Annotated in this window: 14 protein-coding genes; 6 read left to right on the forward strand and 8 right to left on the reverse strand. The window is 35.5% G+C overall.

Annotated elements, in window-relative coordinates:
* Window positions 1-19: 19 nt before the first annotated feature.
* Window positions 20-955: a hypothetical protein gene (locus tag F0365_RS00135; protein WP_169931782.1), complete on the reverse strand. Its 936-nt coding sequence runs from the start codon at window positions 953-955 to the stop codon at window positions 20-22.
* Entirely contained in the window at window positions 933-1,904 is a 972-nt protein-coding gene (locus tag F0365_RS00140) for a stage II sporulation protein M (protein ID WP_169931783.1), read from the reverse strand. The genes F0365_RS00135 and F0365_RS00140 overlap by 23 nt, the downstream gene beginning before the upstream one ends.
* Window positions 1,905-1,943: 39 nt before the next feature.
* Between F0365_RS00140 and F0365_RS00145 the strand changes: the two genes are divergently transcribed.
* Together F0365_RS00145 and F0365_RS00150 are read left to right on the forward strand one after the other, a co-directional pair.
* Window positions 1,944-2,666, forward strand: coding sequence for an RDD family protein (locus F0365_RS00145; RefSeq protein ID WP_169931784.1), 723 nt, complete (start codon window positions 1,944-1,946; stop codon window positions 2,664-2,666).
* The gene (locus F0365_RS00150) at window positions 2,663-3,286 is read left to right on the forward strand and encodes a trimeric intracellular cation channel family protein (protein ID WP_169931785.1); all 624 of its coding nucleotides are present in this window, start codon (window positions 2,663-2,665) and stop codon (window positions 3,284-3,286) included. The genes F0365_RS00145 and F0365_RS00150 overlap by 4 nt, the downstream gene beginning before the upstream one ends.
* Window positions 3,287-3,359: 73 nt before the next feature.
* On the opposite strand, the gene F0365_RS00155 is transcribed toward F0365_RS00150, so the two are convergent.
* The 5 genes from F0365_RS00155 to F0365_RS00175 form a co-directional block, all read right to left on the reverse strand.
* Window positions 3,360-4,232 carry a rhomboid family intramembrane serine protease gene (locus F0365_RS00155; RefSeq protein WP_169931786.1) on the reverse strand — a complete coding sequence of 291 codons (873 nt, stop codon included), beginning with the start codon at window positions 4,230-4,232 and terminating at the stop codon, window positions 3,360-3,362.
* 2 nt (window positions 4,233-4,234) lie between these two features.
* Window positions 4,235-4,882 (reverse strand): rhomboid family intramembrane serine protease, encoded by a 648-nt coding sequence (locus F0365_RS00160; protein WP_169931787.1) that lies wholly within the window; start codon window positions 4,880-4,882, stop codon window positions 4,235-4,237.
* Complete coding sequence (mutL, locus tag F0365_RS00165) at window positions 4,883-6,715, reverse strand: DNA mismatch repair endonuclease MutL (RefSeq protein ID WP_169931788.1); 1,833 nt, start codon at window positions 6,713-6,715, stop codon at window positions 4,883-4,885.
* A gap of 8 nt (window positions 6,716-6,723) precedes the next feature.
* Window positions 6,724-7,005 (reverse strand): riboflavin synthase subunit beta, encoded by a 282-nt coding sequence (locus tag F0365_RS00170; protein ID WP_169931789.1) that lies wholly within the window; start codon window positions 7,003-7,005, stop codon window positions 6,724-6,726.
* Window positions 7,006-7,350: 345 nt separating this feature from the next.
* The gene (locus tag F0365_RS00175) at window positions 7,351-8,967 is read right to left on the reverse strand and encodes an ABC-F family ATP-binding cassette domain-containing protein (RefSeq protein WP_169931790.1); all 1,617 of its coding nucleotides are present in this window, start codon (window positions 8,965-8,967) and stop codon (window positions 7,351-7,353) included.
* Window positions 8,968-9,093: 126 nt separating this feature from the next.
* Between F0365_RS00175 and F0365_RS00180 the strand changes: the two genes are divergently transcribed.
* Window positions 9,094-10,572 carry a redoxin domain-containing protein gene (locus F0365_RS00180; RefSeq protein ID WP_169931791.1) on the forward strand — a complete coding sequence of 493 codons (1,479 nt, stop codon included), beginning with the start codon at window positions 9,094-9,096 and terminating at the stop codon, window positions 10,570-10,572.
* Window positions 10,573-10,644: 72 nt separating this feature from the next.
* On the opposite strand, the gene fsa is transcribed toward F0365_RS00180, so the two are convergent.
* Window positions 10,645-11,301 (reverse strand): fructose-6-phosphate aldolase, encoded by a 657-nt coding sequence (gene fsa / locus F0365_RS00185; protein ID WP_169931792.1) that lies wholly within the window; start codon window positions 11,299-11,301, stop codon window positions 10,645-10,647.
* 114 nt (window positions 11,302-11,415) lie between these two features.
* Between fsa and F0365_RS00190 the strand changes: the two genes are divergently transcribed.
* From F0365_RS00190 to F0365_RS00200, 3 genes are all read left to right on the forward strand, one after another.
* Window positions 11,416-12,225: an SUMF1/EgtB/PvdO family nonheme iron enzyme gene (locus tag F0365_RS00190; protein ID WP_240961765.1), complete on the forward strand. Its 810-nt coding sequence runs from the start codon at window positions 11,416-11,418 to the stop codon at window positions 12,223-12,225.
* Window positions 12,226-12,753: 528 nt separating this feature from the next.
* Complete coding sequence (locus F0365_RS00195; RefSeq protein WP_169931793.1) at window positions 12,754-13,443, forward strand: DUF2490 domain-containing protein; 690 nt, start codon at window positions 12,754-12,756, stop codon at window positions 13,441-13,443.
* A 25-nt stretch (window positions 13,444-13,468) separates the two neighbouring features.
* Window positions 13,469-14,227 carry a carbonic anhydrase family protein gene (locus tag F0365_RS00200; protein ID WP_169931794.1) on the forward strand — a complete coding sequence of 253 codons (759 nt, stop codon included), beginning with the start codon at window positions 13,469-13,471 and terminating at the stop codon, window positions 14,225-14,227.
* Window positions 14,228-14,276: the final 49 nt, after the last annotated feature.

Here is a 14,276-nt window from a genome sequence, read left to right on the forward strand (position 1 = left end):
CACGATGAATACGTAAGGTCTATTCCTCATTCTCAACTCCTAATTTAGAAATTCGACTCTTTAAAAATACATTGTACTTGATCTCGTGCAAATTAAAATACAGATAGCCCATCACAAACATGATCAGAAAGAAGGTCAGTATTCCTGTAATGCTATTGATGGCATAAAAGAAAAATTCTACCCCTTTAATAAAAATATTATCTTCTAATTCTAGATTATCTTCTGCACTGTTATAACTGTAAAACCCTATAATGAGGGCTGGTAACAATTGAAATAAAGTAGAAGTAAGATAAATAAGGACTGTAGTGATAAAGGAAACTCCTAAAGCTTTCCAGTATTTAGAAAACAGCATTTCCCATCCTTTTCCTAAAGCAGCTACGGCGTCTAGGTGCTCATCATAAGCATAAGAAAACATGCTCATACCTATCCAAGTAAAATAGGAAATCAGAATAATGGGAAATATGATAAGTACTCCTACTATAGGTATGATAATAGCTATAACAGAAACTATAGATACTGGTATGATCGCAATTCCACCTATCAATAGGATCAGAAACATGCCTCCAAATTTCCTTTTAGCAAAATGAAACACTTCTTTATAATTTGGGTTATTCCTACCATCTCTTTCGTACAATCGCAAATAAACACCTGCTAAACTTGCATTTAAAAGGATCACAATCACATTAATAACAAAACCTACGACACTAGCCGCAATACTAGTTTCTAGCGAGCCAGACATCGCCTGATCGAGGTAAGAACCATTTGACAATGCTATTAACGCATCCAGGCCTGTATCTGCAAGATAATTAGTCAAAAAAAGTATAATGATAAAAATAAAGTTATAAGTAATAAATACCTTAAAAATATTTTTATGATCCCCTTTTAAAAAATCAAAATAGGCAGTTATTACTCCGCCAAAATCCCTACGCAGCCTAGGCTCTATGTATTTGTTCATATTTGTTTTTAACTATTCTAGGATAAATCCCGTAATACCATATAATTAACGCTGCACTTCCTATTACAATCACCCAGTTGAGTACAGCAGGCATAAAAGCATATCTAGTAATAAAACCTTCTATAAAACCTGCTAGGATAAATAAAGGAATAGTACTTACCATCACTTTTAAACCAGCTTTTGCACTTTTTATTAATGAATATTTACGTTCATAAGTACCAGGAAACAGTATTCCGTTTCCTAAGATTATACCAGCAGCACCGCAAACTACTATGATAGAAAGTTCTATAGTACCGTGCAACATAATAACACGCCAAGCCTCTATAGTCACTCCTTCTTTATAAAACATGGTAAAAAATGCACCTACCATAATACCATTACTAAAAATCACATATAAAGACCCGATAGAGGTAAGGAAACCTAGCGCAAAACACATCATTCCTACTCTTATATTATTAATAGTAATTCCTAAAAACATACCACCTTGACCACTATCCTGGTAAACAGCTGTTGGGTTTCCTGCCTCTATATTTTCTAAGGTCATGTTTACGTAGCCGTCTCCCAAGATTAACCTTACAAAACTATCATCAAAGAGCGTACTTATAGTACCTATAAATACGGCGACAGCAAAAGCTAGAATAGCTAAAAGAAATTCTTTTTGATAACTTGAAAAAAATAATGGAAAATCCGTCTTAAAGAACTTTACAATGCTATTTTTGCTCTCCTTCTTATTGATATATATCTTTTGATGTGCCTGACTCGCTAGCGAATTTAAATACTTCAACGTATTTGAATTTTCATAATAGGTCTGTGCATAAGCAAGATCATTAGTAAGATGGATATACAAGTCAGATAAATGATCTGGATTGATCTTTATAGGAGCATCTAATGCTCTTTCAAAGGCAATCCATTTTTCTTTATTTTGCTTGACGAAAGCAGCTTCACGCATGGGCTATTTTTTTGAATAAAGATATAAACTTACAACCGTATGTCAAATACTGCAATTAACACGGCACAAAATGTAAACATTGAATATGAATTTGCTGGTGTAGGAAAGCGCATTATAGCTTTTTTACTCGATGCCGTCGTACTAATTATCTACATCATTGCAGTATCACTAACGGTTTACAAAGCGGTAGGCTTATTTGATCAAAATAACGTTTTAGGAATACGCGAGTTATCGCTTCTACCTGTTTTTTGTTATTCCCTAGTCATGCATCTTGTTTTTAATGGCCATACGGTAGGGAAATTTATCATGGGAATTAAAGTAGTTAAAGAAGATGGCTCTCCCGCTAGACTTTCTGATTTTCTAATAAGATGGATCTTAAGACTTATAGATATCGTTTTATTCCTTGGCACCGTAGGAGTAGTAGCCATTTTATTTTCGGAAAGAAAACAACGATTGGGCGACATAGCGGCAAAAACGATTGTTATCAATACTAGAAAGAGTACTAAAATCTCTCATACTATTCTAGAAGACCTGGATCCTGATTACCAACCACAATTTCAAAATGCTTATATCCTTTCTGATGCTGACGTGAATGAGATCAAAGACATTTACCGTCTCGCTGGAGAAAGTCGTGATTATATGACTTTACGAGAACTGCGCATCAAGATAGAATCACTTCTAAATACACAATCAGACTTAAGAGACGGTGTTTTTATACGCACGATTCTTAAAGACTACACCTACTTAACTCAAGGACGATGAATTTTATAGAAGCTATTGATTTTTTAGGAACCATAGCATTTGCCATTTCTGGTGCTTTAGCAGCTTTCTCAAAAAAATTAGACCCTTTTGGTATTGTAATTATTGCCTTCGTCACTGCTGCTGGTGGTGGTACGTTAAGAGATATCCTTATAGGTGTTGAGCCTATTTCATGGATGCGCAATATGACTTTGATTTATACTATTTTGGCCTGTGTTGTAGTCACTTTCTTTTTTAGGAAGTACTTATTAAAACTGCGTACCACGCTCTTCTTATTTGATACGATAGGAATAGGACTTTACACTGTTGTAGGTCTAGAAATGGGGCTCAAAGCAGGATTACACCCATTAATTTGTATTGTACTAGGTTGTATTACAGCTTGTTTTGGTGGTGTGATAAGGGATATTTTAGTGAATGAAATTCCGGTGATTTTCCGTAAAAATGTTTATGCAACCGCATGTATTTTGGGTGGTGGGGTTTACTTTATACTTCTAAAATTTGAATTGCCAAATGGGATCGTTTTCCCTGCCTCAGGGATTACTGTTATCGCCATAAGGATACTATCTGTCGTGTTTAAAATCAACCTACCATCACCTTATCCTAAAGAAGAACGGATAGAATAATTACACGATAGTTCTACTTTCCTGCCTTGCCTGCCGGCAGGCAAGGCAGGAAAGTGGAACAACTCAAAATATCTTAATCTTTCCCAGCCTTAAAAAGGTAATCTTTCTCTGCTTTAGAGAGGGATTCATAACCGCTAGAAGAAATTTTATCCAAAATGGAATCTACTTTTCCTTGATCTGTAGATTTTGCAGCAGCAGACTTGGAAGCCTTGTTATTGCCTTTATAGACGGTTTTCATCTTTGCTTTACGCTCTGATTTTGTTGTATTGAAAGTAGATTTGAAAAGGTTGGTAAAATAGTCGCCTATTTTTGCAAAACCCTCTAGAATATCTATCCCATCTTTCATACGTATGGCAGTATAATAACCTACTCCCGCCCCTGCGAGATGTGCCAGACTGCCGCCTGTATTCAATTGTAAGGCTACCATAGCTAGATTAGATGCTAAGAAAAAATAAGCAAAATATTTCAACTTGATATTTACAAATATGAGTCGGTATTCGGACTCGGGAAAGTACGAACAAGCAAAAAATATCAAAGCAAAAACTCCTGCACTAGCACCTATCATGCTACCTCCTCTAAAGAATCCAGGCAATAAACCAGTTGCAACTATAAAAGAAATGGATCCTGCTAAAACTCCTAAAAAGAATAGAGACAGCAACTGTCTGCTCTTAAATATATTTAAGACATACCTTCCAGCAATGTAAATTCCAAAAGCATTCCCTATAAAATGCCATAAATCTTCATGAAGAAAGCCATAACTAATCCAGCTCCAAGGCTGTAATAAGGCAGGTAAAAAACCTTTGGGTAATACCAATTGCATATAGGCTGGTTCATAGGCGCGACTCAAAATCCAACCTAATAAGGTGGTGAAAAATAGAATCGTAATGAGTCGACCACTCGTATCAAACGCATCGTATTTTGCTTTGAATTTATCCCAAATATTCATAACTAATTGATTCTGTATTTATCCATATCATTTCTCTTCCAATACCATACCATTATAAATCCAAATATTGCTCCACCTATATGCGCCAGATGTGCCACATTTGCACTACTAGCTATAATCCCGAAGGTAGCCAGTAATTCTTTGATCATGTAGAACCCTATCAAATATTTAACTTTTATAGGAATAGGGATTGGGAATAATACCAACTTCTCGTTAGGATACAGCCATAAAAACGCTGCCATAATGCCATACACAGCACCACTGGCACCTACCGATGGAATTCTATAACTAGTGGCCATAAAATAAGCATTGTTAAAGGTAAAACTATAGAAGTCTACCACAGCAACGGTAAGAAAAGCACCTATTCCACACATTAAATAGAAGAATAAAAATCGTTGAGACCCCATCCATCTTTCGATTGCTGGTCCTAAAAAAAGTAGCGCAATCATGTTACCTAGCAAATGCGAAATATTAAAACTATGCATAAACATATGCGTTATGGGCTGCCAGATTTTAAAATTAGGATTCTTAAAAAACCACAAAGCAAATGTCCCAAATAAATCTTGAGCAAAAAAGGTGATTCCAATGTAAACAACTACGTTAAGAATAATCAGATTCTTAACCATGGGTGATAAATTAAAATTGAACATCTAGTTGAATTTTGAGTTTAAACTATCTCCAGATAGATTGATAAATATTTTCTTTCCAGAAGCGGTGATTTCTGGCTCTTTGCAGGCAAACAATTCGTCTACTAAGTTTTCCATCGCTTCACTATTCAATACCTCCCCTGTTTTAATAGACATAGTTGCAGCCATAGTCTGTGCGAGTCTGTCTGCTGGGGAATAGGTGTTTTCTGGTAAATCCTGTTGCTCTTTTGCAATAACAGCCTCTAAAACAAAAGGGACATCCTTTTCTTTTAATTCTAATGGAAGCCCCTCGATCTCTACCACATTGTGTTCTAATGTTTTAAATAAAAACCCTGTATGTTCTAGTTCTTCTTGCAAATTGATAAGAACAGCCACTTCATCTACAGGCAAATTGATCTTAATAGGGAAAAGCAATTGCTGGCTTACTCCGTTTTGTACAGTAAGTTGTCTTAATAATTTTTCATAAAGAATACGTTCATGTGCGCGTTGTTGATTCACCACCAGCAACCCACTTTTTAAAGTGCTGATCACAAACTTGCGCTGCAACTGAAAAATATTGCGCTGTTCTACCTCAGCTTGTTGGAACATAGAAGAAGAAGATTCTTCTGTATGGGTCTCGTCAATAAGCTGTGTCCTTTCTTCTATCCCTGCATACAAGGCTTCCCATGGCCGCGCTGGTGGCTTTTGAAAAGAAGATGTTTGATAAGATTTATTGATATTGCTCTCTTGCTGGAAGGGATTAAAATCTGGATTTACTTCTATCTTAGGAACCTGCGAGTGTGCATTTTTTGCAACATCATAAGGCACTTCATATTGCTTTTCTTGATGAAAATCAATAGCATTTACCGAAAACTGCCCTAAAGCATGCTTGACACTTGCTCTAAGAATCGCATACAAACTGTGCTCATCGTCAAATTTCACCTCTGTTTTTGTAGGATGAATATTAATATCTACACTATCTCGAGGAACAGTGAGGTATAAAAAATACGACGGGTTTGATTTATCTTTTAAAAGACCTTCAAAAGCACTGGCTACCGCATGATTCAAATAATTGTGCTTAACAAATCTATTATTTACAAAGAAGTATTGAAGACCGCGAGTTTTTCTAGCAAATTCGGGCTTTCCTATAAAACCTTTGACCGTCATCAACTCGGTTTCTTCTTCTACAGGAACTAGTTTTTCATTAGTCTTAGATCCCATAATCCCAACAATGCGCTGTCTGTAAGTGCTTTTTACCAAGTTAAACAAAGAAGTATCGTTGTGAGCAAAACTCATCGCTACTTCTGGATGTACCATGGCTACTCGGTGAAATTCATCGGTAATGTTGCGCAATTCTACTTGGTCTGATTTGAGAAACTTTCTTCTGGCGGGTACGTTATAAAATAAATTACGCACACTAATCATGGTTCCTTGAGAAGTGACTACTGGTTCTTGTCGAGTAACTTTACTTCCTTCTATTTCTAATAGGGTACCTAAATCGTCTTCTTGTCGTTTGGACTTTACAGAGACTTGTGAAATGGCAGCAACTGAAGCAAGTGCTTCTCCTCTAAAACCTTTGGTGTACAGATTAAAAAGATCATCTGCAGTGGATATTTTTGATGTGGCATGACGTTCAAAAGCCATGCGAGCATCTGTCATGCTCATTCCGTTTCCATTATCAATTACTTGGATCAACGTTTTACCAGCATCTTTGATAATCAGTTGTACTTGTGTAGCGCCAGCATCGATAGCATTTTCTAGTAATTCTTTAACCACACTGGCCGGTCGTTGCACCACTTCTCCAGCCGCTATTTGATTAGCAACGTGATCTGGTAATAATTTTATAATGTCTGACATGAAGTCAATTAAAATCTAAAGATGGATAAATCAAAATCGATGATCCAGAGAAATAGGAGTACTAGAATAGCTATAATAATCAAAAGTCTTCTTTTTACTACTACATCTGCTCCTTGTTTAAGATCTTGAATCGCATTGCCGAATTTACCTTTTAAGCCTACATTTTGCACCGTAGAGCGTTGATCATCAAACCTGTGTTTGATCTCAAAAGGCTTTGTACCCGTACTATTTTTATAGTAACGTGGCTCATAATCGTATTTTTTATTCTTTCTGCGACCTATCAATCCCATAACCTCTGGTATTTTACAAATTTAACGAATACTCGTTAGACCTAGTGCAAAGATTGTTCCCAATAAAAACTAAATAAAAGTAAAAATAAAATCAAGAAAAAAACCAGCAGATCCTAGATAGATTTGGTAGTTGCTAGTTCTTTTATTTACAACATTTTACATCCAAACTCTCTAGGATGACAGGTCGCTGTTTACAAATATTTCAATGGACTTCTATTTATCAAAGCAAGCGATTGAATACACCAGCTTACTCCCTATATATTTCGGAAGCGAGAATATCAAACTACTACTTTATACCAACATTCCTAACAAAGTGTAGCATCTAACTGAAAACTGAGACTGAAACTAAGAATACATTTTATCTCTCAATTCCTTGATCTTTTTATCGTCCATATATTCTTCAAAAGTAGTATAACGATCAATCGCTCCATTAGGCGTTAATTCGATTACACGATTACCCACAGTTTGAGCAAATTCATGATCATGAGTAGTTAAAAGCACCGTTCCTTTAAAGTTCTTAAGACTGTTATTTAGGGCTTGGATAGATTCAAGATCTAAGTGGTTAGTAGGCTCATCTACCATAAGAACGTTAGCTCTTTTCATCATCATGCGAGATAGCATACAACGTACTTTTTCTCCTCCAGAAAGTACACGAGCACTTTTTAAAGCTTCTTCTCCAGAGAAAATCATTTTACCTAAGAAACCTCTGATATGAACTTCTTCTCTTTCCTCTTCTGTTTGCGCATACTGTCTCAACCAGTCTACTAAGTCCATGTCTACATTAAAAAACTCTGAGTTATCAACAGGTAAATAGCTTTGAACTGTCGTAACACCCCAATTAAAAGCTCCAGAATCTGCAGTTGCACGATCATTTAAAATATTGTAAAATAAAGAAGTTGCGCGGCTATCTCTAGAAAAAATAACGACTTTATCACCTTTAGCAAGGTTGATGTCTATATCTTTAAAAAGAACTTCTCCATCTACGGACCCCGTAAGCTTCTCTATATTGAGAATTTGGTCTCCAGCTTCACGATCTCTATCAAAAATAATCGCTGGATAACGTCTAGAGGAAGGTTTGATTTCAGAAATGTCTAATTTATCTATCATCTTCTTACGAGAAGTAGCTTGTTTAGACTTAGCCATGTTAGCACTAAATCGCGCAATAAACTCTTGCAGTTCTTTTTTCTTGTCTTCGGCCTTTTTATTTGCTTGCTGACGCTGTCTTGCGGCTAGTTGTGAGGACTCGTACCAGAAAGTATAGTTACCACTGTATTGATTGATTTTACCGAAATCAATATCGGCTATATTGGTACATACGGCATCTAAAAAGTGTCTGTCGTGCGAAACTACGATTACCGTATTTTCATAATTTGCTAAAAAGTGTTCTAACCATGCGATCGTTTCATAATCCAAATCGTTAGTAGGCTCATCCATTACCAGCACGTCTGGAGTACCAAAAAGTGCTTGTGTCAACAAAACACGCACCTTTAATTTATTGTCCATATCACTCATTAAGGTAGCATGATATTCTTCTCCTATTCCTAAGTTAGAAAGAAGCGATGCTGCAGCGCTGTCTGCATTCCAACCGTCCATTTCTTCAAAGGCTACTTGAAGCTCTCCTATTTTATCTGCATTCTCGTCGCTATAATCTGCGTAGAGTGCGTCAATCTGTGCCTTTAACTCATAAAGAGGCTTGTTTCCTTTAAGAACTGTTTCCAGAACGGTATCCTCATCGTGGGCATTGTGATCTTGCTCAAGAACAGACATTCTTTTGCCTGCCTCTAGATTTACATGACCACTGGTAGCATCCATTTTACCAGTAAGAATTTTAAGGAAAGTAGATTTACCTGCCCCATTTGCACCTATAATCCCGTAGCAATTACTACCACCGAATTTTGCATTTACCTCGTCAAATAATACGCGCTTACCGAATTGTACCGATAAATTAGAAACCGTTAACATAAATTGATTTTTGAATTTGCAAAAATACTCATTCTATGGAGTTTAAAAAAAACTCTTTGCCATCAATTTAACAAGGCATTAACTGCACTTTTAGATCAATAAGCCTTTTTTTGTAACAACCGCAATATGTTTAGTGTCTTTATGTTTGAAAAAATATCGCTTTCGCGAAAGCGTAACCATAACATTCCTCTTACTATTTACACAATAGCGTGTCTGCTATTACTCTCCAGTTGTGGAAATGATCATCAAGGTGAGACTACTTCTATAGTGCTTACTGGAAAGATTATTAATCCACGAACAGATCATGTAGTTTTAATAAATTATTCTGGTATACAAGACACTTTAAAATTAGATGCAAAAGGCGTGTTTATCAAAACGTATAAAGATATAAAGCCCGGACTATTCACCTTTGTACATACTAACGAATACCAGTCTTTCTATCTAGGTTATGGAGATACATTGAGATGGCGATTGAACACAAAAGCGTTTGATGAATCGCTGGCTTTTACTGGAGCGGCTGCAAAGGAAAACAATTATCTCATTGACTTATTTTTAGAAATCGAAAAGAGCAATAGAAGCTTGTTAAGTGAATCCCAAAGAGAGCCTAATAACTTTAAAGAAATGATCGATCGTCTTACAGAGATGAGGATCAAAAAATTAAAACAAGCCGCAAAAAAAGATAACTTCCAAGATCATTTTGTTGAAAACACTATTAAAATTATAAAATTCAATGGCTGGTCAGGACTGGAGCGATACGCCTATACTCATTATGGTAAAAACGAAATTCTCCAAAGCGATGTATTGCCTTCTAATTTTTATTCTTATCGACAACATCTAGAAATATGTGACAGAGAATTGCTTAACAATTATGCCTACCGGCCCTATGTCATTTCTTTAGTCTCTAATATTGCTTTATACAACTGTGCTCGTAAACACGGTTCTGGAAAAACGGTTGATAGAACAGGATATGAGTATCGCAAAGAAAAACTTCATGTCATCGATAGTCTCTTTACAGATCAGGAACTTAAAGGACTGTTTGCAGGAATAGAAACAAGAAACTTTATAAGAAACAGAAAAAATGCTGTCGAAATCAGTGATTTAGTTTCTGAGTTTCTGGAGATATCTGAAGATAAGCTTCTTAATGATAACATTACTAAAATGGCAGCGACCTATATGAACTTAGATCCTGGCAATAAACTTCCTAATTTTGAATTGTATCAATACAACAATAAAATCACTGATTTATCTTCACAAGTGAAAGGTTTAGGAGTGCTATTTTATTGGTCTAATAAAAACGAATCATACGCACTGCGCATTCATAAAAGAGTAAACGAATTAAGAGAAAAGTATCCTGAAATCAATTTTATAGGTATCAATCTTGATGATCCTACCAGCGGTGTATGGCATGAGGCAAGTGTGAAATTTGGTTTTAATAAATCTTCTGAATTTCAGCTAGTAGATAATCAGTCTATCAGTAAGCAACTTGCTCTAAGAAATGATAATCGCAGTATGGTAGTTGCTCCAGGGCTTACTATTCTAGATCCTAACATTAACCTATTTCATTACCAGATAGAAACCACCTTATTGGGATACCTAAGTAGGTAGTCACTCCTTTTAAAAAATAAAAGCGATCTACATATAAATTTAGATCGCTTTTATTTTTAGAAAACCACTTACTTATGAATTTCCTTTTTCATAATCAGCAAGGAATTTTGCAAGACCTATATCTGTTAATGGGTGCTTTAACAATCCTTCTATAGAAGAAAGTGGACCAGTCATGACATCTGCTCCTAGTTTTGCACAATCAATGATATGCATGGTATGTCGTATTGATGCAGCAAGAATTTGTGTCTCAAAACCGTAGTTGTCATAAATCATTCTTATCTCGGCAATAAGATTTAAACCATCTGTGCTGATATCATCCAGTCTACCTATAAACGGAGAAACATAAGTGGCTCCTGCTTTTGCAGCAAGTAATGCTTGTCCTGCACTAAATACAAGTGTCACATTTGTTTTAATTCCTTTATCTGTAAAATACTTACAAGCCTTCACACCATCTTTGATCATAGGCAGTTTTACCACTATCTGATCGTTGAGAGCTGCAAGAGCTTCTCCTTCTCTAACCATTCCCTCAAAGTCTGTAGAAATAACTTCTGCACTGACATCTCCATCTACCAACTCACAGATCTTTTTATAATGGTTGATAATGTTTTCTTCCCCTGTTATTCCTTCTTTAGCCATAAGAGAAGGGTTTGTGGTTACTCCATCGAGAATACCCATATCTTGGGCATCTGCGATTTGTTCTAGGTTTGCGGTATCTATAAAAAATTTCATCGTTGTGTGTTAAGATGTTAATTATAACTGTCCTACAAAAATGGAGATTACCTTTCTTAAATAAGTATTTTTATAGAATTAAATATGATTATTTTTTAACAAGCCATTTTCATCATGACCAGAATTACAAAATACTCATTTGTAGCTATATCCATTTTATTTCTAAGCAGTAGCTGTAGTCTATTCCAGCCTATAAATGCTAAGAAAAAGGTGGAAGTTGCCGATTCCACGCCTCCAGGAACTTTAATGTTAACAGAAATTCTGTACATAGACCGGGTACCGGTTACTAATTCCATGTATCAAGAGTTTTTAAATCACTTAGAAAATTACTGGTCTTTATCAAAACATGAAAAGATGAAGGAGTTACCGCATTATGGACTTGATGAAGATGTTGTTTTTGAACCTCAAACGGGGAGCCGCGAGTTATTTAGAGAAGCCAGTCTTCAAAATCCGCAAGAAATGCTTACCAATAAATTAAGTATGGAAAATTATTACACCAGTCCCTTTTTTCAGTCACACCCTGTTGTAAATGTATCTAAAAAGCAAGCTGAATTATTCTGCTTATGGCGTACTGACATTGTAAATGCCGTATATGCGATAAAAAGCAACAGCGCATCGCAACGAGCTCGTTTTCCTTATAAAGTGCTATACAGGTTACCCACGGAGCCTGAAATGATCAGGGCTCAAAACAAACTGGATCGCGAGTTTAAACTGTTTAAATATCAAAATCAGATATATGCATATACAGGAAATTTTGATCTCTTTAGTAAAATGCAAGACAACACGGGCCAGATGACCATCATGGAAATCAAAGAAATAGGAAAGAACAAGACCTACAACTCCATGCTGGATCGCAACCTTTCTTACTATAATCAACAGGAATTGAAAACTGGTTTTAGATGTATTTGTGAAGTTACTAAATAGACATTATCTCGATTTGTTTAAAAGTTCTAAAAATGCTAGAAAAAACGAGATAATTATTTATGCGCTCTAATTGATTCCGTATATCTTCCTTATTTGATAAACGTGACAATCTAGTAAAACGCTCTTTACAGCGGGTTTGATTACCTCTATATCCAACATGCTGCTGACTAAATTTATGCAACATAGATAAACGGAGTATAGTAGTCCTATACTATTTGTTCGATTTTACTCACTAATTTTCACAGCTTTCCAATAAATTAGTAGTATTCTCATCATCCATATTTGATGACAAAACACTTATATCCCTACTATTACTACCAACCAATTATTAGGTTTATATTTTCATTAGAGCCATATGAAAAATTTAGTCCATTGCTCTTCTAGAACTCCACCATTAAAGATCATAATTCCATCGAGATATTAAAACTATGTCTTATCTGTTGCAGCTAAAAAAATATAACAAATATTTATGATAGTATTACTATCTATATTGCGTGTATTACTATATTTTTGAATCAATAAATACTTATGTTTAAGAAAGTTATAATTCTATTAGCATCAACTATCTCTTTAGTAGGATATGCTCAAGTGGAATCATCACAAACTGGTTCTTGGTATATGTATTTCTATAACGCAAAGTTAAAAGAGTCTAATTGGGGAATACAAGGAGATCTTCAATATCGAGACTGGCAAGGCTTAGGTGATTTGGAACAACTGTTACTAAGGTCTGGGATTACTTATAGTCCAGATAATTCGCCTATTTTATTTACCGCAGGTTATGCCAATATTACAACTGGCGACTTTGGCAATTCTGATGAAACAAGTGCCGAAAATCGGGTATACCAAGAAGCGCTTCTGCCTCAAAAATTAGGAGAGAGATTTTATATTACCCATCGTTTTAGATACGAACAACGATGGGTGGAAGATCAAGACTTTAGAACAAGATATCGTTACAATCTATTTCTAAATGTACCTATTAATAAAACAGATCTCAGCAAGAATGCTATTTATTTAGCCCTGTACAATGAAGTATTTATAAACGGACAGACCTATATAGGAGAAAATCGCGCTGTAGAACTTTTTGACAGAAATAGAACCTATTTAGGAGCTGGGTATTCCTTAACAAATAAAATGAGATTACAATTGGGCTGGATGAATCAAAAAACAGTAAACTGGGGTAAAGGCCAGCTCCAATTCAGTTTACACCATACGTTTTAACAACTAACATTTAAAATCAAACGAAATGAAAAAAACAATTAGAATCATGATGTCGGCTTTATTAATGAGTAGTCTAATAGCTTGTAATCACAAGGCAGAAGAAACAGTTGAAAATCCAACTAGTAACAAATTACAAGAGATGGAAACATCTGTAACAAGTATTCTAACCGCTGAAGAACAAGCAAACATGACCGCAGACGAAATCATAGAGCGTCTGAAAAAAGGAAATCAGAATTTTGTAAATAACAACCTAACTACAAGAGACCATTCAGAGCAAAGGAGACTTGCTGCTATAGGTCAATATCCAAAAGCAATCGTTCTTTCTTGTGTAGATAGTCGTGTACCTGTAGAAGATGTTTTTGATCTGGGTATAGGAGATATTTTTGTAGCTCGTGTTGCTGGAAATATTGAAAATGCTGATATTGTAGGTTCTATGGAGTTTGCAACTGCTGTTGCAGGTTCTAAAGTAATAGTTGTAATGGGGCATACTTCCTGCGGCGCAGTTCATCACGCTATAGATAATACCGATGCTGCTGGATTAGGTATGGTTAATCTTCAAAATTTATTGAACGAGATAAGACCTGTTCTTGATGCTCACAAAAACGTAGTGCACTCCTCAAAAAACACAGAGTTTGCAAACATGATTATAGATGAAAATGTCGCTAAAACAGTTGCTGATATAAAAGAAGTGAGCCCTACTTTAAATAAAATGCATGATGACAGAAAAATTAAGATTATAGGAGCTGTTTATAATATGGAAACAGGAAAAGTAGTTTTTAAATAACCATATTTTCAACAAAGTATAAAAACAGAGGCCTTAATAACCTCTGTTT

Source organism: Nonlabens sp. Ci31 (assembly GCF_012974865.1).
Classification (GTDB): Bacteria; Bacteroidota; Bacteroidia; order Flavobacteriales; family Flavobacteriaceae; genus Nonlabens.